At 54.5% G+C, this 19,629-nt stretch carries 14 protein-coding genes; 7 read left to right on the top strand and 7 right to left on the bottom strand.

All coding sequences use genetic code 11. From position 1 onward, the window contains the following. Window positions 1-67: 67 nt before the first annotated feature. On the top strand, window positions 68-1,699 hold the full coding sequence (locus tag J0X19_RS23220; protein ID WP_206986811.1) for a hypothetical protein: 1,632 nt from the start codon (window positions 68-70) through the stop codon (window positions 1,697-1,699). A gap of 99 nt (window positions 1,700-1,798) precedes the next feature. Here the strand turns inward: J0X19_RS23220 and J0X19_RS23215 are convergent, their stop codons facing one another. The 3 genes from J0X19_RS23215 to J0X19_RS23205 all read right to left on the bottom strand — a co-directional run bounded on the left by J0X19_RS23215 (window position 1,799) and on the right by J0X19_RS23205 (window position 4,754). Continuing rightward, the gene (locus J0X19_RS23215) at window positions 1,799-3,100 is read right to left on the bottom strand and encodes a hypothetical protein (RefSeq protein ID WP_206986810.1); all 1,302 of its coding nucleotides are present in this window, start codon (window positions 3,098-3,100) and stop codon (window positions 1,799-1,801) included. Window positions 3,101-3,441: 341 nt separating this feature from the next. After that, window positions 3,442-3,978, bottom strand: coding sequence for a carbohydrate binding domain-containing protein (locus tag J0X19_RS23210; protein WP_206986809.1), 537 nt, complete (start codon window positions 3,976-3,978; stop codon window positions 3,442-3,444). A 239-nt stretch (window positions 3,979-4,217) separates the two neighbouring features. Continuing rightward, complete coding sequence (locus J0X19_RS23205; RefSeq protein ID WP_206986808.1) at window positions 4,218-4,754, bottom strand: carbohydrate binding domain-containing protein; 537 nt, start codon at window positions 4,752-4,754, stop codon at window positions 4,218-4,220. A gap of 164 nt (window positions 4,755-4,918) precedes the next feature. Between J0X19_RS23205 and J0X19_RS23200 the strand changes: the two genes are divergently transcribed. The 3 genes from J0X19_RS23200 (at window position 4,919) to J0X19_RS23190 (ending at window position 8,564) form a co-directional block, all read left to right on the top strand. Next, window positions 4,919-6,631: a hypothetical protein gene (locus J0X19_RS23200; protein WP_206986807.1), complete on the top strand. Its 1,713-nt coding sequence runs from the start codon at window positions 4,919-4,921 to the stop codon at window positions 6,629-6,631. A 222-nt stretch (window positions 6,632-6,853) separates the two neighbouring features. Continuing rightward, window positions 6,854-7,603, top strand: coding sequence for a class I SAM-dependent methyltransferase (locus J0X19_RS23195; RefSeq protein ID WP_206986806.1), 750 nt, complete (start codon window positions 6,854-6,856; stop codon window positions 7,601-7,603). Between the two features lie 19 nt (window positions 7,604-7,622). Continuing rightward, window positions 7,623-8,564 (top strand): glycosyltransferase family 2 protein, encoded by a 942-nt coding sequence (locus tag J0X19_RS23190; RefSeq protein WP_206986805.1) that lies wholly within the window; start codon window positions 7,623-7,625, stop codon window positions 8,562-8,564. A 112-nt stretch (window positions 8,565-8,676) separates the two neighbouring features. Here J0X19_RS23190 and J0X19_RS23185 read toward each other — a convergent pair whose 3' ends face one another. Beyond that, window positions 8,677-10,449 (bottom strand): hypothetical protein, encoded by a 1,773-nt coding sequence (locus J0X19_RS23185; protein ID WP_206986804.1) that lies wholly within the window; start codon window positions 10,447-10,449, stop codon window positions 8,677-8,679. Between the two features lie 99 nt (window positions 10,450-10,548). On the opposite strand from J0X19_RS23185, the gene J0X19_RS23180 reads away from it, so the two are divergent. Further along, window positions 10,549-11,991 carry an aldehyde dehydrogenase gene (locus J0X19_RS23180; RefSeq protein WP_206986803.1) on the top strand — a complete coding sequence of 481 codons (1,443 nt, stop codon included), beginning with the start codon at window positions 10,549-10,551 and terminating at the stop codon, window positions 11,989-11,991. Between the two features lie 72 nt (window positions 11,992-12,063). On the opposite strand, the gene J0X19_RS23175 is transcribed toward J0X19_RS23180, so the two are convergent. Continuing rightward, window positions 12,064-13,545, bottom strand: a complete 1,482-nt coding sequence (locus J0X19_RS23175; RefSeq protein ID WP_206986802.1) for an energy transducer TonB — start codon at window positions 13,543-13,545, stop codon at window positions 12,064-12,066. A gap of 323 nt (window positions 13,546-13,868) precedes the next feature. On the opposite strand from J0X19_RS23175, the gene J0X19_RS23170 reads away from it, so the two are divergent. Further along, on the top strand, window positions 13,869-14,837 hold the full coding sequence (locus J0X19_RS23170) for a hypothetical protein (protein ID WP_206986801.1): 969 nt from the start codon (window positions 13,869-13,871) through the stop codon (window positions 14,835-14,837). Window positions 14,838-14,928: 91 nt separating this feature from the next. On the opposite strand, the gene J0X19_RS23165 is transcribed toward J0X19_RS23170, so the two are convergent. Together J0X19_RS23165 and J0X19_RS23160 are read right to left on the bottom strand one after the other, a co-directional pair. After that, complete coding sequence (locus J0X19_RS23165; protein WP_206986800.1) at window positions 14,929-16,416, bottom strand: OmpP1/FadL family transporter; 1,488 nt, start codon at window positions 16,414-16,416, stop codon at window positions 14,929-14,931. Between the two features lie 63 nt (window positions 16,417-16,479). Beyond that, window positions 16,480-17,880, bottom strand: coding sequence for a hypothetical protein (locus tag J0X19_RS23160; RefSeq protein ID WP_206986799.1), 1,401 nt, complete (start codon window positions 17,878-17,880; stop codon window positions 16,480-16,482). 200 nt (window positions 17,881-18,080) lie between these two features. On the opposite strand from J0X19_RS23160, the gene proS reads away from it, so the two are divergent. After that, on the top strand, window positions 18,081-19,556 hold the full coding sequence (gene proS, locus J0X19_RS23155; protein ID WP_206986798.1) for a proline--tRNA ligase: 1,476 nt from the start codon (window positions 18,081-18,083) through the stop codon (window positions 19,554-19,556). The last annotated feature ends 73 nt before the right edge of the window (window positions 19,557-19,629 follow it).

Raw genomic sequence — 19,629 nt, 5'->3', positions numbered from 1 at the left:
GCGAGACAAAACTGTATTTTTCCAGCATCATCGTTTTATAGCAGTCATTGCTCAGCTACCACTTCTATTGGTCATCAAAGCTGAAGCGCCATTGTACCTCGTCGAGATATTTTATTCGATGGTGTTCGTGCTGTACTATCTGACCATCTTTCTGCTATGTGCCTTTTGGTTCCGCAATCAGCAAATAGCCTTAGTAGTTGCGTTTCTGTGTGTGCTGTTAGCAGCGCGCACGTTTTACTGGATAGAGTCGGAGTTGCCGCAGGCGCTGGCGCTGTTACTGCTTTTTTACGCGGGCATTTCCCGGCAAGCGCCTCTGCAACGCCGCTTTAGCACCCTGGCCCTGGCTGCGTTGATACCCGTCTATATTTTCGGGCATCCGCTTATAATTCTCCCTTTTGTATTTATCTGGACCTACGACTGGCTGCTGAACCGACGGTTTAAGGACTGGATCTACTACGGGTTGCTGATTATAGGCATCGGCTCATACAAGATGCGCGACATGTTGATCGAACCGGGTTCCTACGAGGCCAATAAGATGACCTTCGTGCCCAATCTGATTGCGCATTTTCCTAACTACCTGGCTTTGCAAAGCTTCCAGGATTTCTGGAAGCTTTGCGGCCACAATTTCATTGCCGTTCCTATTCTACTGTTTGCGTTGTCTGTTTTTTATATCCGCCAGCGCACCTTACAAGCTTGGCTCCGCTTGCTGTTAGTGTGGGCCTTTGCGTTTGGCTATGTACTCGTAATCAATGTTTCTTATCCTGAAGGCACTGACGCTACTTATATAGAAAACCTGCTGCTGCCACTCACCCTTATTATCACCATCCCGTTTGCTATGGAGCTGCTGCCCGCCTTGGAAGGCCGCACTATATTCAAACTCCGGGGTACCGTGTTCGTGACCGGTGTTCTGGCCATTACGTTCATTATCAGACTAGTAGTAATATGGAAGAACCATACCCCAACTACGGCTTATCAGCAATGGATTGGCCAGATGCTGGCTTATACCCGCCAGTTTCCGGAGCATAAGTTTATTCTGGCCCCGGAAAACGTGAATGCAGAACGCCAGGCAGCCGGTCAGCCAACCTGGGGCATCACCATCGAATCCATGCTGCGTAGTGCCACCTACTCCCCCGACTCGGCCCAAACCATCTATGCGGGCACAGAAAACTACCTGCTTGTTGAAGCCAGAGCCAAAGGCGACTTATTTATTGGTCCTTTTGAAAAGTGGACCATCTATGATCTACCGGAAAATTACTTTCGCCTTCCCGAAAAGACCTACCGCACGCTCAACACCCCGCCACCGCCGGAGGATACCACTGCGCTACGCACCTACATTGATGCCCGCCGGGCAGTTCGGCTAACTCTGGCCGATTCTTTACCGGCTGTTCTGCGGTCGGACCGCAACCAGCAGGTGCAAGTGCTGGTAACCGTGCCTAACGAAGCACAGCCGCTGCATTCCAGTCTCAACAGCTCACACCCTACCTTGCTACGGGCGTCTTTCTACCAGTCTCCTAATTGGCCTTCCGATGTTCCTCCTTCCGAAACGCCCTTGGAGGTAGACGTTTGGCACCCTTGGAGCCAGCTTATTACAGTGCACACGCCCACTACTCCTGGCCAATACACACTTGAAATAACGCTGTTCAGTAAAGGCTATCGGGACTGGCCCGTGCGGCTTCTACGAACGGTTGAAGTGAAGTAAGGCTGGGGTAAAACAGCAAAGGCAAGGGCCACTTTCTGTATCTACTAACAACGCGTAACAGACACAGAAGGTGGCCCTTGCGTATTGATTAGCGGCCTGCTACTTCGGCTGAGGCCATTCCAGCCAGAAGAAACGCTCACGGTACATTTGCCAAGTGGTATCGCAGCAATTAAGGATGCCGCGGTAATATTGCCAAGTTTGAGTGAGGTTGAGCACGATGCATACCAGCAATAGGAAAGCGGCACTGTACAGCAGCCAGTTGGAGCGGCGGCTGCGGTCAAAGAAGCTGGCCAGCGGCAGAGCAAGCAACGGATAGAAGCTGATGAGCGGCCGCTGGCTGAAGCTGCCGCCGTACGCCCAGTCCCACCACGACCAGGTAACATACAAGGCCAGTGGCAACAGCACTATAAACACGGGTAGCGCAGCGCGTACCTGCTGCCGCAGCCAGAAGATACTAACCAAGGCTACCGCCATGATAGGCGTGTAGACAAGCCACCCCTTGCGAAAGCTGAAAAAGCCATTCAGAAAATGAGGGTGCCGTAAGTCGAATTTCTCGGTGGGGTAAGAGTCAATAAACCAGGCGCCCCCTACGCTGTGCCAGAACCAAGGCTGCAACGCTAGCACAGCTACTGCCACTAATGCAGCCAGCAGTACTTGACCACGATGCTGCCAGAGTTGCTGCCCTCGCTCCCGCGCTGCTGCCCAAGAGGTAAGTCCCCACAGGGCCGGTACCAGCACCATCCAAAGTTCAGTAGGTCGTACTAGCCCCATCAATCCTAGCGTCAGGCCCAGCAGCAGCGCATGACGCTGCCGGAAAGCAGCCAGCCACTTCACTGTGAGCAGCAGCAGCCCTGCATTAAGCAAAAACAGCGTGCCATGCGCCATCGGCGACTCGTAGGTGGCATAGTTGAAGAAATTGGTAGCCAAACCAATAGCCAACAGCGTGAGTGCTACAGTAGTATCCTCGAAGAAGCGGCGTAGCACGGTCCTCAATAGCCACAGCCCTAGCATGGCGTATGCCAGGCATACCAACACTAATAGTTTCTGGTATACTGAAGCGTATCCATCGGCAGGAGTGCCACGTAGCGTAGCTATGCTGTGGGCAGTGAAGAAGGCAGGAGAATAAAACAGTGACATGCCCAGCGGGTATTTCATTACCGTCTGGCCATTGGGAGCCGGCGCCAGCCCATACTTACTATCTAAGTCAGCACGGTATTGGCCCCGGACGCCGGCAGTATACGACCCGTCGCCTATGTCATCGTAAATAAAGTAGCTGGACAGATATTGGTAATACCCCGCTACATCCCATACAAACACATCATTATTGCGCCACTTACCAGCCTGAAATACAGTAATCAGAGCTAGCGTGACAATAAACACGTAACAGGCAAGTGACTTCATATAAGTGTCCCTGTAGTGCCCACAAACTGTTGATCTTCAGGAAGCCGATGAAGCTCTCTGTACGACCGTATTCGCGTGCAATACCAGCAAAGGCCCAGGTTGGTGAATTATGAACGGGTTGTGATGACAGGACAAATTAGAGCAACTCATCCATCGTGCGGAGCGGCTCATGGCTAATAAGTAAAATAGAAGCTCAAGGCAGGCAGGTAGTAAGCGCCACCACGACAATTGTATTCAGTGCAAGCAACTGTCCGCTGCAATTAGCAGCTTACACTTAGGCCGAAAATTAGCTTACCTCTCGCACGCAGAAATAACATCCAATCCGGCAGCGTGCACTTAGGCTACTCCACTTTTTCGATGGCTAAATCATCCAGAAAGGTTGCTCCCGATGAATTAGCACGCCATAGATATACTGCCAGCCTGTTGGTGTAGTTGATTGTAGCAGGTAATGCAATATCTAGGCTCACCTCCACCCATTTGTTATACGTAGTTACTTTTTCGCCTAGCCTCAACCCTTCCCACAGGAGGGTTTTCGTTGGATTGGCCGGGTCTACTATCTGTGCCACCAGGATAGCCTGAGAATTTTTATCGGGTATATTCACCCAAGCGTGCAACCTGATTTTTTTTAGCTTGCTGGCGCTGAGCTTGCCAAGCGTATTGTTATAGCCAATACTGTACTCGTTGCTGGCATCCACTTTTATGGAATAACGGCCAGAATGGGCTTTATCTCTTACCAAGGAGGCGGGCACTGGCTCTGGCATCCACCCCTCAACCGTTTCAAAATCACTGGACGTCAAATAGTTATTAGGATTACCTGTTGGCTTGTCTCCACAGCCAGCCAGACCCAGGGCAATTGTTGCGTAAAGCAGTTTTTTCATAAAAGCAAAAAGTGAGTCCTTCTGATTCCAAAACTAGCAGGAAATCAACTCCCTACCACTTTAGGCACTAACTGTTCCCGATGGACCAACTACATAGTATCCTAGCTATTCAGCATCAGTTACAAAGCTTTTTAGAATCAGGAGTGGGTAGCTAATTAGGTATAAAATCAAAAAGTACAGCTCTCAAGGATAGCTTCGCGCCTATTCTTGAGAGCCGTACCTCTGTGAGAACCAAATTTCTACTCTGCTTTTTCGATAATCACATCGTCCATAAATGCGGGTCCTTGCGCTGCTGTACGCCACAAGTACACCCCCAACTTCTGGGTATAGCTTATATTGTCAGGCAGGGTAATTTCCTTTTCTACCTCGGTCCATTTGCTATCTGCTTTCACTTGGTCGGCCAGCTTAAAACCATCCCATAGTACCGGCTTGCTTGGATCGGCTGGGTCAACTACGCTGGTAACTAACATTGCATCAGTAGTGCCTTTAGGGAGGTAAACCCAGGCTTTTATTTTAATCTTCCGCAGCTTACTAGCGCTAAGCTTGCCCAGTAGGTTGCTATACCCCATGCTGTATTCAATAGCAGGATCTACTTTGATAGAATAGCGTCCTGAATGCGCATTCTCCTTTGTTAAAGATGCTGGCGTGTTGTCTCCTACCCAGCCTTCAATCGACTCGAAGTCGTTGCCGGCCAATTGGTTGGCTGGAATGGTGGCGGCTTTGTCACCGCAGGCGGCCAAGCATAAAGTCAAAGATGCGTAAAGCAATTTTTTCATTGCCGGAATTGAAATGTTAGTTGTGGCTTCAAAACTAACTGAAATTTAGTGCTCCTCCCATACTCAGCGAATAAGCTTTTCTGCATTGCCTAGGTCATAACACGCGCCGGCAGGAAGCCTGGCTAGCAGCTAGTTGCCGCCGGAGAAACCAGTTGGCGTTTAGATTGCCTCACCACCTTGCAGTTGGGATACAAGTTGCGGGCTCCTACTTTTACCTGCCGCATTGGCAACAAGGAGCTTTTAGTGCTTTGTTGCTCTTACACAACGGCCTTTCCTACCAAGCTATGGCAACACGAAGCAACACATATGTTAAGGTTTATTTCCTGCTTGTCTTCCTGTTAGGCGTATTCATATTCAAGGATTACGGCGTTTCCTGGGACGAATCAATTGACCGCATCAATGGCATGGTCAATGCCAAATACATCATGGCTACTTTGGCCCCCGAGTGGACGGAGCACCAGTTGGTTTTCACCAATGTGCCTGATTTTGCCGCTCACCTGGAAAACGACCACGGAGCTTTGTTTCATTTGCCGCTCGCATTTATGGAGGTAGTGTGGCCAGGCCTTGATTCGCGCACGTACTACTTAGTCCGGCATTTTTGCATATTCCTGACCTTTCTACTGGCCCTCTGGTCGGTTTACAAAATAGCGCTTGTCCGGTTCAAGAGTCAGTTGCTAGGCTTGCTGACCAGCGCGTTACTGCTATTGTCTCCACGCATATTTGCCGACGGATTTTACAACGGTAAAGACCTGGTTTTCTTGTCGTTCTTCACTTTCGGAATTTATACCCTTATCCGCCTCTTAGAGCGCCCCACTCTAGCCCGCGCTGCCTTGCATGGCTTTGCCACGGCTATTGCCACCGATGTGCGCATCCTAGGTTGCTTGCTGTTTGCGCTTTCCATCGGCATGTTTATGATAGAGGCTATCTGGGGGGAGAAACCCAAAGCCGAACGTAGGCAGCTTGGCAAAGCCATCAGCCTTTATTGCGTGGTTGCCATTAGCCTCACGGTGGTTGGATGGCCTTATCTGTGGGAAGATCCGGCGGGTAAATTCCTGGAGGCTTTCGACAAAATGAAGCGGTTCCGTTGGGAAGGCGACGTTTACTACCTGGGCCAGGTAGTAAAAGGCATCGAATTGCCGTGGCATTACGCGCCGGTCTGGATTGCAATTACCACACCAGTAGCATATTCGCTGGCATTTTTGGCAGGGGCAGTCATTTGGCTTTACACCGTTGTTCGTTACCGTTTTGCGGTGCTGCGCGCTTTAGAGGGGCGAATAGACGTGTTGCTGGCGGGCTGGTTTAGTATTCCTCTTCTGATGGTTATTCTGCTCCACTCCGTGATATACGACGGGTGGCGGCATTTATATTTTATTTATCCGGCATTTTTAGTGGTGGCCGTGCGTGGGGCCTACGCGGTTTGGCAAGCCAGCAAAAATAGCCTCGTGCTGAAGCGAGCAACCTTAGTTCTAGCGGTGTTGGCTGGCGCCGAAGCCGTGTACACGGCAGTGCGCATGGTAGCGGCTCATCCTAACCAGCAGGTCTTCTTTTCCTTTTTGTCACCGGAACAAGTGGAGCAGCTTTTTGACCGTGATTATTGGGGCGTTGCGTACCGCCAGGGACTGGAATGGATTTCAACTCACGATACGGCTGCTCAGCTCACCATTAATGCCCCTGTTTCTATCGTGCTGGAAAACAACCTCGCCATTCTGAAACCAGCGGACCGGGCTCGTTTCAAAATAAACGGAACCGATAAAGAGCGCTACTACCTGACAGCCTACCGCATGCACCCAGAAGCCTACCCCGATACCATCGGCAATGAAGTGTATACTCTGAAAACCAACGGAATAAAGATTCTATCGGTTTTTTATCGTTGGTAGAGCTGAGTTCAACTTGCCGTCATAAGCACTGCCTTTCGCAACCCAAGAAGCACTACCTTATTCCTGGCCCTTTGTGCGGCCTCGTCACGCTGGCTTATGTGATACATGCACCAAGAGCTAAGTATAGCCATGCATTCCGTTTCGGCATTAGATTTCCTATATAAGGACTGAGATACATGCTAAGTAGCGACCTATGCCGATGTTGCTTACTTTTGAAGAACTATGGATATCGAATACGAAGTAAAATACCATCAGCTCGAAGAGAAATACTGGTGGTTTCAGGCCCGTCGTGATATGGTATTCCGGCTTATAGAGGATCTGAAACTACCCTCCGAAGCCCCTGTTCTGGAAATCGGCTGCTCGGGTGGCCCCCTCCTCCAGCGCCTGCGCGGTGCCGGCTATTCCAACCTGACGGGTATTGATGTGAGCGAAGCTGGTATTGCCGTAGCGCAGCAGCGTGGCATCCCGAATGTGTCGTGCATGGATGGCGCCAACCTGACTTTTGCGGACAATTCGTTTGATTTGGTGGTGGCATCTGATGTACTGGAGCACATTCAGGATGAAGCCCAGGCTTTACGGGAGTGGACCAGAGTGCTGCGGCCTGGTGGCAAACTGCTGGTGTTTGTGCCAGCATTTCAGTTTCTGTGGGGCAAGCACGATGAAGCCAACCATCATTTTCGGCGCTACACGACGGCACAGCTGGCAGCTAGCCTCCGGAAAGCTGGTTTGCAGGTAAACCGCCGTTCTTACTGGAACGTGAGCCTGTTCTTTCCAACTGCCGCCGTCCGGCTGCTGAAGAAGGTACTGCCCGCCGACAACAAGCCAGCGGAAGACGACTTCTTTGCCGCGCCTCCGCTGGTTAACAAGCTGCTGACCAGCGTTATTACCACCGAAAACCGACTGCTCCAGGCCCTGAATGCGCCAGTGGGCGTGAGCGTATTTGCGCTGGCCTCAAAATCTCCGACTGTCTGACTCCTGTTTTCCCTATTCCGTGGATCTCTCCATTATCGTTCCCATCTACAACGAAGAAATCAACCTTCCGGTCCTGTATGCTCGGCTAGCGGCCATGCTCGATGCATTATTACTTGAGACAGAGGTCATTTTTGTGAATGATGGCTCCCGTGACCGGTCGTTGGAACTGATGCAGGGGTTTGCCGCCCGCGACCCGCGGATGCACTACATCACCTTCAGCCGCAACTTCGGGCATCAGGTTGCCATCACGGCGGGCCTGGACTTGTCGCGGGGTGCTGCCGTTGTGGTTATGGATGGCGACTTGCAGGACCCGCCCGAGTTGATTCCGGAACTGTACGCTAAACTGCACGAAGGCTACGAAGTGGTGTACGCCAAGCGCCGCTCCCGCCAGGGAGAAAGCGCCATCAAGCTGTTCACGGCCAAGATGTTTTACCGGATACTGGCTCGGATAACGTCGGTGAATATTCCTATTGATACCGGCGACTTCCGCATTGTAAGCCGCAAGGTAGTGGAGGCGTTAAAGCTCATGCCTGAGCAGAACAAATTTATCCGGGGGCAGATTTCTTGGATTGGCTACAAGCAAACCTTCCTGGAATTCGACCGTTCCGAACGAGCGGGTGGTGAACCAGGCTACACGTACAGCAAGCTTATCAAGCTGGCGCTGGATGGTATTACCTCGTTTTCAGATTTACCGCTCCGAATAGCCTCAATAGGTGGTTTTGTAGTATCCGGCGTGGCTTTCCTTGTGATGTTGTACGCCGTATATGCCCGGTTTTTTCTGAAAAATTACGGAATAGGCTGGCCTTCGCTTATGGTAAGCGTCCTGTTCTTAGGGGGTATTCAATTGATGGCCATTGGGATAATTGGAGAATACGTGGCACGCCTCGGGGCCAACACGCGCCAACGCCCGCTCTACATCATCGACGAAACTGATTTGCCACTCAAGAAGCCGAACTGTTAAGCTCCGCGCTTCATTCTGATGGGGATTCTGGTCGGTTACTCCAAGCGCATGTATGCTTCGGATGACCGACCAGCTAGTTTAAGCAAGGCCCGGTTTTCGCGCCATAGAGAAATTACTGTGGCCCGCTCGGCGCGGCAAATACTACGTAGCCAGCTACCATTTTCTCTTGGAAATGGTAAGGCTTGAGCAACTTGCGCAGGTATAGATACACGGGACTGTTGTAATAAGCGGGCGTCACTACAAAAGCAGCGGGCTTATAAACGCGCAGAAAGTTTTGGACCTGTTGAGGCGTAAGGGGAGCAGGAGGCACCGTATCCGGCTTGGCTTGAAGATACAGCAACGTATGCAGCACCGGCTCTTGGTCTATAGACTTAAATAACTGAGGATTTACCACCGAAAGACATCCACCAGGCATTTTTTTGCGATGCACGGTCTGGTAGAACATATGTTCGGGCAGCATCTTCCCTACCTGCTGTTGGCCATCGAAAATACCCAATGGAATAAGCACCAGGGTGTTTCCGGGTAGCTTGGCTACTTGCTGGAACACAGCGGGAGCAGTAGCCTGCGAAGCCCGCTGGTAAGGCTGAGGCCAGAACTCAAGTAGAATAGCTACCGCCAACAGCACACTACCCCCGGTCCGGAGAGCAAACGACTGCCACCGGGTTGGCCAGCTAGCTTCCAGCGCGCTAAACGCTACAATCGGTAGCAACAAACCGACCATCATAATCCAGCGGGTAGGGCAGCGTATATTGTTGATAAAGGGGATAAAGTGCACTAAAGCCGTAGGCAAATTCAGTCGGTCGTGCCCGTAAATGCGGAGCGCAGGCACTGTGAGCAGCACAAAAACAAGTAGCACCCATGCCAGTGGCCGGCCACGCTTATCCTGATAGCAGGCTGGGGCCGAATGCCGACGAGCCAGATATACTATTCCTACTACCAGTGTCAAAAGTGGCAGTGTATAGCCAATAAATAATGTGTTTTCGTGAGAACCAGGAGTGTTGAACACGTTTGCGTTGTGGTAGAGCCGCGCAGCCCAATCCCAGTATAAAAAACGGCTAGTGGGTGGCGGCATGAAATAAGCCACCAAGTCGCCGCCCCACCAGAAGCCCCCGTTGTCTTTGACATGCTTGACGCGCAACAGCCGAATAAACAAGTGGCTGCTGACCAGGATACCAAGCAACCAAAACCAGGTACGCCGCTCACGCCAGCGAATTTGCCCAATACGAAACCAGAACCATGCTGCGTAGGCCAGCGAAAAATACAGTAGCCCAAACAAAACGTAGTAGTCGCTGAGCAGCGTGATAATACCAAGCCCAAAACAGCCGGCTACTGCTCTCCAGCTCCGCACCAGCGGCAACCAGCGGCCTTCTCGAAACTCCAGCGCTTGTAGAAACAGGAGAATGTAGAACGGAACAGTAGCTGTCAGCACCAAATTGTAGTGCTCGGGCAGCCGCTGCAACTTATAAGGCGAATAAGCAAAAACGAATCCCGCCAGCAGCCCTAACAACGGGCTTCGCACCCAGCGGCGCGCCAGTAGATACGCCCCCGTGCCTGACAAAGCGTAGCTCAATAGCAAGGCTGTATTTACGGCCAATATTTCGTGGCCCAGCAATAAATTCAATAGCCCTAAAATGGGGGTGTAAGCGTGCATTATCAACCACGACCCGTGCGGATAAAACATCCAGTTGGTGTGGTAAGGGTTATGGCCGCTAAGCACTTGCTCCCGAAAGTGCCAAGTGTTCCAGATAAAGCCATAGGTGTCGTGCCCTGGCGCAAGCACGGCTGGGAAAGTAGAGGTGAAGGAAGTAGCCAACGGCCAGGTGAATACCACGAATACCGCAGCGTAAAAAGCCAGCACCAGCAGTAAACTAACCCAATTTTTCATACGGAATAAGTGGCGCGTAGCAAGTAGCGCCAACACTGGGCAAAAGTAGGTATTCAAATCGGCTAGCTTTACCTTACCACTCACTCTCCTGCTGCCTCTATGCTGCACTTCCAGAACTACCTCAACGGCCGCCTGGTGCCGCCCACCGCAGGCCGCTACCTACCCAACGTAGAGCCAGCCACCGGGCAGGTGTACGCCCACATTCCGGATTCCGACGCTGCTGATGTTGCGCGGGCGGTAGCGGCTGCCGAAGCTGCGCTGCCAGCATGGCGCGCTTTGCCCGCCGAAGAGCGAGGCCGCCTACTAGTGCGTATTGCCGAGCTGATTGAGCGTGACCTGGAAGCATTAGCCCAAGCTGAAAGCCAGGATAATGGGAAGCCAGTGAGTTTGGCCCGGACCGTGGATATTCCGCGGGCGGCCAGCAACTTTGCCTTCTTTGGTACGGCGGCGCAGCATTTTGCCTCGGAAACCCACTTTCAGGAAGGCGTAGCGCTCAACTATACCGTGCGGCATCCGCTAGGCGTGGTAGGCTGCATTTCGCCCTGGAACTTACCGCTGTATTTGTTTACCTGGAAGATTGCGCCGGCGCTGGCCGCCGGGTGCTGCGTGGTAGCCAAGCCTTCGGAAATTACGCCCTACACCGCCTTCCTGCTGAGCGCATTGTGCATAGAAGCCGGCCTGCCGGCCGGCGTACTCAATATCGTACACGGCACCGGCCCAGGGGTTGGCCAAGCCATTGTAGAGCACCCGGCCATTAAAGCCATCAGCTTCACGGGCGGCACCAAAACCGGTGAGCATATTGCCCGCACGGCGGCCCCCATGTTCAAGAAACTGTCGTTGGAGCTAGGCGGCAAAAACCCCAACATCATCTTTGCCGACTGTGACCTACCCGAAGCCGTGCGTACCAGCTTGCGCAGCAGCTTCGCCAACCAGGGCCAGATTTGCCTGTGTGGGTCGCGCATTTTTGTGGAGCGGCCAATTTATGAGCAGTTCAAGGCCGAATTTCTGGTTGGCGTAGCTGCTCTAACCATCGGGGACCCGCAGTTGGCTGGCAGCCAACAGGGGGCGTTGGTGAGCGAGGCGCATTTGCAGAAAGTGCTTGGCTACATTGCGTTGGCTCACGAAGAAGGGGGCACCCTGCTCGCTGGTGGACAACGGGTGCAGCTGGAAGGCCGGTGCGCAGGTGGCTATTTTCTTGCTCCTACTGTGTTCGAAGGGTTGGCACCGGATTGCCGGGTGAACCAGGAGGAAATCTTCGGGCCGGTTGTCACGCTTACTCCTTTCGACACGGAAGAGGAGGTACTAGCTTGGGCCAATGGCACTCAATACGGCCTGGCCGCCACCATCTGGACCCGCAACCTGAACCGGGCGCACCGCGTGGCCCACGCGTTACACAGTGGCATTGTATGGGTGAACACCTGGCTACACCGCGACTTGCGCACCCCTTTCGGCGGCATGAAAAACTCCGGCGTTGGGCGCGAAGGCGGCCTGGAGGTGTTGCGCTTTTTCACCGAGCCGCAGAGCATTACCGTGAAGCTGTAGTCAGACTGCTACTTCAGCTCTAGCCTACAATTCTACTGCAAAACTCTATAAATTAGACACTTGCAGCTCTGACTACAACCGTTCCAATCGGCGCTCCAACTCTTCCAGCGTGGTTTCCTCGAACTCCAACGGGGCCAGGGCTTCCTGACCGGTGGTAACTTCCTGCCACGCCAGGTACGGCACGCCTCCTACGTAGCGCAGCCCCACCACCACTCCCCGCCGACCGGCCGGGATACTACTGAACTGATAGCCGTTTTCCAGTGCGTCGGCCGCTACCACAGTTGGGGTAGCGCCGGGCAGTACCAGGCGTACAGTAGTAGCATCATCGGGGGCAGTAGCCGCCAACAACGAAACGGTACCCGCACTTACCGGCCGGTCTACGTTCAACCAGCCCAGCTGCGCGCAGTTGAACACGTATCGGTCGGTGGGTGCGGCTTCTGCGGGTTCCTCCGAAGGGGCGGCAGCTATTTCGGCTGGTTCGGCATCGGTTAGTGGGCGGCGGCTGGTATCGGTGCTGAGCTGGCCGGGTTGGAACGAAAACCGGATGGGCAGCACCATTTTCACTTTCACAAACTCGCCGTTGCGCTGCCCCGGCATCCAGTGGCCGGAAGTTTGCCGCAATACCCGCAGTACTTCCTCGTCGCAGCCGTGCCCGATGCCACGCAGGATGTGCGGCTGTTGTACTCGCCCGCTTTCATCCACCACAAACGATGCAAACACCACGCCCTGTATCTGGCTGACCAAGGCTTCACGCGGGTAGCGAATCAGCCGGTTGATATCGGCGGGGCCGTTGCCGTAGGCGGGCATGGGGCGGGCTTCGGTGTACACGGTTTCGAGAACCGGGGGGGCCGTGGTTGCGGGAGCAGCCACCCAGCGAACCGGCGTAGTTGCTTGGCCATAGTAAAGTTGCATACCCGGCAATGGATGGCCTTTGGCGGCCGGTATTTCCAGGCGCATGGTGCGGCCTTCGGCCACCTGGAGCGGGCGCCCGGCTGCCGTGGCTTTTACCAACACCATCCCGCCAGTTTGCAATAATTGGTTATCGGTGGTGAGGGTTGTGAGGTTGGTGAGCACCATTTCCGCGGGCGTGTAACATTCCTTCAGCTCCACCCATACCGGCCCGGTTGCGGCGCGTTGTGCGGCATCAACTAAGGTGCCGGCTGCTAACCGCACTACGGTACCGGACCGGCCACGCACTTCCGCAGCCTTGGTGGGGTCAATCTGAAAATATTCGCTGGCTTTGCGCCCAATATCAAACAGGGTAGCTTCGCCGGGAGCAGGGCTGGCGGCCAATCCCGCTGGCGGCCGACGAACACTCCGGTACACTACCAGTGGCGCATTGCGGCTAGTAGGCTTGGCAAGGCGGTGCCAGTTGCGCCGTGCGGCGGCCGTATCGGTGGCTCCCATGGGGTTGGCCGTCGAGTCCAGGGTAAGTGTATCGGCTAAAGCAGGAACGGCCTGCTCAGTGCGGGTTGGTTTGTCGGGCTGGCAGCTAGCTACCAGCAGCAACCCCAAGTATAGGAAAGCGGAGCGAAAAGTCCGGAAAGTGGGCATACCGCGAACTACGGCAAAATTTGCCGAGGGCTGCGTACCCTCTTGCATATATCTTATGCTTGCCTACCAAAAAAGCGGCTGCCTATCTTACTTCACCTTCGATTGATCCTGCCTACTTCGTCATCAGATTGTAGAAGCATGACCAAAAATGTGCTGCTGGGCTTCAAGCAACATATTTCCTGGCTGGAGAAATGAAATGCGCATCAGTTTTTGCCGTTATAGCAGGTACTGCCTGGGTGAGTGCTACTTACTCACTTGCTCCCCGACTTTGTTTGCAAACCGTTGCCGGGCAATAACGGCAAATCCCGACCTTTACCGAACCTATGCGTCTTTACCTACTTTCATTTTTACTGGCCTCCGCACTACTGGCTTCCTGCAACCCCGAGCCCTCGGCTGGTCCTCGCGTGGCGCTGGTGGGCAGTTCCCGTTTCCTGTCGGCTAGCCGGAGCAGCACCGTCCCCGGCGACACCTTCTCGACGCGCGTTTTTGCCGATAAGTACGACCCTAACGATGCTGATCTGAGCCGGTTGCTTATCACCGTGGAATACATTCGCAGCCGCAACCCTTACGTGTACCCTAGCACCGGCTTCGAAGCGAATGACGTTCCGAATGATGCTGGCCAGTTGATTTTTCTAGATTCTGTGCTGACGGGGGAACAGCAACAGTCGGTAGCCGTTCAGTTTCAGGCTGGTACACGCACCACATCGGGCAGGGAAATATGGCGCTTCAAGGCCGATGATGTTGATGGCGAATCCAATGAAGGTGGTTTTACGCTTCGGCTCCGCAATGCCGATTCCCTGCTGACGTATCACCGCTACACGACCATTCTGCCGGCTCCCATCAGCTACCAGTCGCGCAGTTACATTTCGCTGTTATCGGGGCTGGCCTTGCCCTCCTTCAGCTTGCGCCAACATCCTGAAAACCAAAGCCTGATTGACTTGGTGTATCTCCCGCTGCCTAATGGCGGCCGGGCCTTGGCCACCCCCCAAGATCCTACCTTCACAAACCGTAGCACCTTCTGGACAAACCGCCGCGCTACCAAGCTCCGCGCCACCGCCCTCGATTCGGCAGCTTTCACGGCGGCTACTACTCCGGCCCAACTAGAAGCTGCTTTTGCGGCCCCAAATGGCACTCTAATTACTTCAACCGGAGCCTTGCCTTCAAGAGGTGCCGGGCGGGTCTTCGCTTTCCAAACAGCTGACTCACCGGCTAAAACCGGTCTTGTTTTCGTGCAGTCCATCATCACTGTGCCAACCCCAGCCATCAGAATGCAGGTGCGCATCACCAAATAACAGCCTGCCGTCCACTCCTGCCAAACAAAACGCCCGCCTCCAATACGGAAGCGGGCGTTTTGCATAGTAAGCTGAAGGCAAGGCCGTAGTTTTAGAAAAGGAAACCGGCCGTGATGGTAGTAGTGAAGCGGTTGCTATCTACCACTACTTCGGGCGTATCAGCAGCATCGGGTAGCACATAAGGGTTGTAGTAGCGCTTGGTAGTGCCGTACACACCAGCCAGGTCCAGGTAGAAATTCTTCTGGCGCAAGCCTACACCGCCGGTGTAGTAGTTCTGCGTCCGGTCGCGGCTGCTATCCTTGTAGGGGTCGCCGTAGCGGGCAAAACCCGCCCGTAGCCGGAAGATGTCGAGGCGCAGTTCTCCACCTACTCGCACGTTTACAGCGGATTGATACAGGCTCTGGATGGCGTTGTTATTGTTGCTGAAGCTATAGCCATCGTCGTCGCTATTCAAACGGGCTTGGCCGTAGTTCACGTATTCTACGTCGCCACTCAAGAACCCATTCTTACCCACCACTACTGCTGCACCACCCGAGGCCCGGAACGGCGAAGTCAAGCGGTAGTCAAACGTACCAGGGTCCACTACGGCATTGCCCGAGGTGTACGTTTTGCCTTCCACCGTAATGGGCTTGTCATATACCGCATTCAGCGAAGCGCCGTACGTTTCCGAGAAGCTGGTAACCGTTGGGGTTTGCACCGAAGCGCCCAACCGCACGGCATCCGTTACCCGGTAAATGGCTCCAATGCGGGCATTGATACCTGTGCCCCGGGTTTCCAGTGTTTCGCGGTAGTTCAGGCTCCCAAACGAGGTACCTTCCTGGGTGCTTGGGGGCGTAGGATCAACGGCGCTGAGCGTGCTGGTAGACTTGAAACGGGTGCTAACAATGCCGATACCGCCCCCGATGTATAACCGGTCTTTGTAATTAGCACCGTAACCCATATCGAATTGAGTTTGCGAGCCGGTGGTTAGTACGGTTTCTCGCTGGTCGAGTGGGCCGGTATTGTCGTAATCGGATGGAATGTAAGTTCCCTGGTTGTCACGCTCCGTCACGAAGGCCTCGTAAGCTAAATCGTCTAAATCGGTAGCGGTAAGATCAGCGTTAGAGCGGCCTAGGTACGAAAGAATATCACTCTTGATACTAGGCGTACCGCCGTAGCTGAAGCTCTGATTGAAATCGTTGACGCGGTTGAGGCCAAAAGCCAACGTTCCACCCCGCCACGGGTTGCCATCCCCGTCCGGACGGCGGTTAGTGAAAGCCGCTCCAAAACTAGCCACATGCAGGCTGTTGCGGTTATCAGTGGTAGTGGTGCCAAAGGCCTGGCTACTGGTATTGCCCACCCCAAACCCAGGTGAAAAGCTTATTTCTGAGCGTTGATACAGTCCCAAACCAGCCGGGTTGGTAACCAGATTACCTAAGTCGGCACCCACCGCCACGTTGGCCCCTGCTACGCCCAATGAGCGGGCTGTTCCAGAAGGTTGGGTCTGGGAAAAGCGGAGCGCATCCACTTGGTATTGGGCAAAGCTGTAGCTAGCCGGGCTCAGCAGAGCCACAGCAAGCCAGTATTTCAGGTTTTTCATGTTGAGGGAAGAGAAGTCGGCCACCGAAGGCCCGTCACAAATCAGGTTCCGGACAAGGAATAATTAATTGCGCCCACGGCCACGGCCGCCGCCACCGTCGCCGCCCCCACCCGCCGGGGCCGAGCTGCGCGAAGGAGCTTCGTACGAGCGTGATGGCGCCTCATAGCTACGCGTAGGTGCTTCGTACGTCCGCTGTGGTGCCTGATAAGTGCGCTGCGGCGTTTCGTAACTCTGCTGCGGAGCTTGGTACACACGCTGCCGACGAGTTGGCTGCGCTGCATCCTGGCTTTGGCCGCTGCTTTGGCTTGGGTTGGTATTCAACTCGCTGAAGCGGCTGCGGCGAGGCTGCGAATACTGCGGAGCCGCCGCATCGGTGCCAGTACCACCCGTTACTTCCGCCATACGCCGGCGGCCACGGCTTTCGTACACATTTCCCGGCTGATTTACACTGCTTCCGCTGTTGATCTGGTCGATCATCTTATCGGTATTCTGCCCTACGGTTGCATTGTTGTCTCGGCTACGAGTTACTCTACCCGTCTGTATCTGGTCGTTGGTCATAACGGCTGGCGCTACACCAGCGGCAGTGCCAGCTTCGGTGGTACGCGTACGGCCCCGGCCGTTTGGCTGAACGCTACCGTTACCAACCAACCCATCAGAAGCAGCGCGGCCACCTGTTGGATCAGCAACACCGCCAGTAGCGCGGCTCCGTGACCCAATAGCATTACCCGTACCAGGGCTGGTACGTCCAGCAGTACCAGCTTCGGCACTGCGGCTGGTACGTGGGCCATAACGCACGTTGGGTGCCGTTCCTATGACCCCGCCACCGTAGTTGCCGCCTCCATAGTAGTTGTTGATGTAGTAGTTGTTGTAGCCACCGAAGCCGCCGTAGCCATACCCGCCGTAGCCACCATATCCGTAGCCGTAGCCATCGTAGAGCCCGCCGTAGCCGAAGCCGCGGCCGTAGCGCCATGGGTTGTAGCCCCAGCCCCAGGGGCTGCCAAAGCCGATATTGATGTTTACGAAGCTGCCACCGTAGCCGTAGCCTGGCCCCCAGAAGGGGTCATAGAAAGCACTGCCGTAGTAAGGCGAGCCGCCGTACCAGTAGGGGTCGGCGTACACGAAATCGTTGTAGCCGTATCCAAAGCCACGGTAGTAAGGCTGGTGAAACCGCCGGATGCGGGAAGAATAAGCATAGTCGTCGTCGTAATACTCCGTCGACTCGGTAACCGTAGAGGAACGCTGGCCCTCCGCGGCATAATCCGGATTGGAAATATCACCGTCTGACTGCAACTCTTCGGCGGGAGTAGTACCCGCCGCCGACGCCGTTGCGTTCTGCACAGTGCGGTCTTTGGAAGAATAATATACGCCGTCATTCTCCGTAGTGGAGAGGGCGCTGGTACCCGCGCAACCACCCAACGTAAGCAGGGCCAAGGCTGGTAATAGATGTGAGAGGGAATTTTTCATGGCTGCTTGCGTAAAGAGTAGTCTGGCGAGAGAAAGAGCTAACGAGTTGCCAAATGGTTGTTTGGAAACCCAAACATTTTATAAAGGCAAGCTCCGGTTTATTTAATAACGTAATTTGGCGTCGAAACGGTGCCGGTTTGTCTATGACAAATTCTAGGCCAAACTGGAACTTTTTCACTTGACCAAAGATACCCTAAAACATGAGCAAAGGTTTGCCCAAACGGAGTGAAGATTATTCACTGTGGTACAATGAGTTAGTAAAACGCGCGGGGCTTGCCGAAAATTCGGCCGTGCGGGGCTGTATGGTCATCAAACCCTATGGGTATGCCATTTGGGAAAAGATGCAGCGCACCCTTGATGATATGTTCAAGCGTACGGGCCATCAGAACGCTTACTTCCCGCTTTTTGTGCCCAAAAGCCTGTTTGAAGCCGAAGAAAAAAACGCCGAAGGTTTCGCCAAGGAATGCGCCGTAGTAACCCACTACCGCCTCCAGACCGACCCCGACAACCCCGGCAAGCTGCGCGTTGACCCCAACGCCAAACTGGAAGAAGAATTAGTAGTACGCCCTACTTCGGAGGCAATCATCTGGAGCACCTACAAAAACTGGATTCAGAGCTACCGCGACCTGCCGCTGCTCATCAATCAGTGGGCCAACGTGGTGCGCTGGGAAATGCGGACCCGCTTGTTTCTGCGCACCGCCGAGTTTCTGTGGCAGGAAGGCCACACCGCCCACGCCACTGCCGAGGAAGCCGTAGCCGAAACCCGCCAGATGCTGGAGGTGTACGCCCAGTTTGCCGAGGAGTGGATGGCGCTGCCCGTAGTGAAAGGCGTAAAAACCGAGAATGAGCGGTTTGCCGGCGCCGAGGACACCTATTGCATCGAAGGCTTGATGCAGGATGGCAAGGCGTTGCAGGCAGGCACTTCGCACTTCCTGGGGCAGAACTTTGCTAAGGCGTTTGATGTGCAGTTTGCCAACAAAGAAGGCGGCCTGGAACACGTGTGGGGTACCAGCTGGGGCGTGAGCACGCGCCTGATGGGCGCCCTCGTCATGGCGCACTCCGACGATGAAGGCCTAGTATTGCCGCCCAAGCTGGCGCCTATCCAGGTAGTGATTGTGCCCATCTACAAAACCGGCCAGCTCGATGAGCTGCTGGAGCGCATCCGGCCCATGCAAATGGGCTTGATTGAGCGCGGCATCTCCGTGAAGATTGACGACCGGGACACCGAACGCCCCGGCTTCAAGTTTGCCGAGTGGGAATTGAAGGGCGTACCCGTACGCCTCGCCGTGGGCATGCGCGACCTGGACGCCGGTACCGTGGAAGTGGCCCGCCGCGACACCAAGGAGAAAATGAACCTGCCGCTGGCCGACATCGTGAATAGCGTAGCCGCGTTGCTCGACGATATTCAAGCCAATATCTACGGCCGGGCGCTCAAGTTCCGTGAAACCCACACCCACCGCGTAGATACCTACGAAGAGTTCAAGCAGGCGCTGGAAGGCGAAGGCGGCTTCGTGGTAGCGCACTGGGATGGCACCTCCGAAACCGAGGAGCGCATCAAGGAAGAAACCAAAGCCACCATCCGCTGCATGGCCCTCGCTGAGCCCGACGAGGACGGTACCTGCATCCTGACCGGCAAGCCTAGCAAACGCCGCGTGTACTTCGCGCGGGCTTACTAGGCTGTGTGGACAGCTAGCGCATCCAATCTAACGCAGCCAGCAAATGGGCGACGGCTAAAAAGGAGGTGGCTGT

Origin of the sequence: Hymenobacter telluris, assembly GCF_017313265.1 — a bacterium.
Lineage (GTDB): Bacteria > Bacteroidota > Bacteroidia > Cytophagales > Hymenobacteraceae > Hymenobacter > Hymenobacter telluris.
Note: the sequence above shows the minus strand (reverse complement) of the source record. Positions and strands in the feature narration are given on the sequence as shown.

Coding starts and splice junctions, on each gene's coding strand:
- J0X19_RS23215 (WP_206986810.1), bottom strand. CDS start 3,100: ATGAAGTCACTTGCCTGTTACGTGTTTATTGTCACGCTAGCTCTGATT.
- J0X19_RS23210 (WP_206986809.1), bottom strand. CDS start 3,978: ATGAAAAAACTGCTTTACGCAACAATTGCCCTGGGTCTGGCTGGCTGT.
- J0X19_RS23205 (WP_206986808.1), bottom strand. CDS start 4,754: ATGAAAAAATTGCTTTACGCATCTTTGACTTTATGCTTGGCCGCCTGC.
- J0X19_RS23195 (WP_206986806.1), top strand. CDS start 6,854: ATGGATATCGAATACGAAGTAAAATACCATCAGCTCGAAGAGAAATAC.
- J0X19_RS23185 (WP_206986804.1), bottom strand. CDS start 10,449: ATGAAAAATTGGGTTAGTTTACTGCTGGTGCTGGCTTTTTACGCTGCG.
- J0X19_RS23180 (WP_206986803.1), top strand. CDS start 10,549: ATGCTGCACTTCCAGAACTACCTCAACGGCCGCCTGGTGCCGCCCACC.
- J0X19_RS23175 (WP_206986802.1), bottom strand. CDS start 13,545: ATGCCCACTTTCCGGACTTTTCGCTCCGCTTTCCTATACTTGGGGTTG.
- J0X19_RS23170 (WP_206986801.1), top strand. CDS start 13,869: ATGCGTCTTTACCTACTTTCATTTTTACTGGCCTCCGCACTACTGGCT.
- J0X19_RS23165 (WP_206986800.1), bottom strand. CDS start 16,416: ATGAAAAACCTGAAATACTGGCTTGCTGTGGCTCTGCTGAGCCCGGCT.
- J0X19_RS23160 (WP_206986799.1), bottom strand. CDS start 17,880: ATGAAAAATTCCCTCTCACATCTATTACCAGCCTTGGCCCTGCTTACG.
- proS (WP_206986798.1), top strand. CDS start 18,081: ATGAGCAAAGGTTTGCCCAAACGGAGTGAAGATTATTCACTGTGGTAC.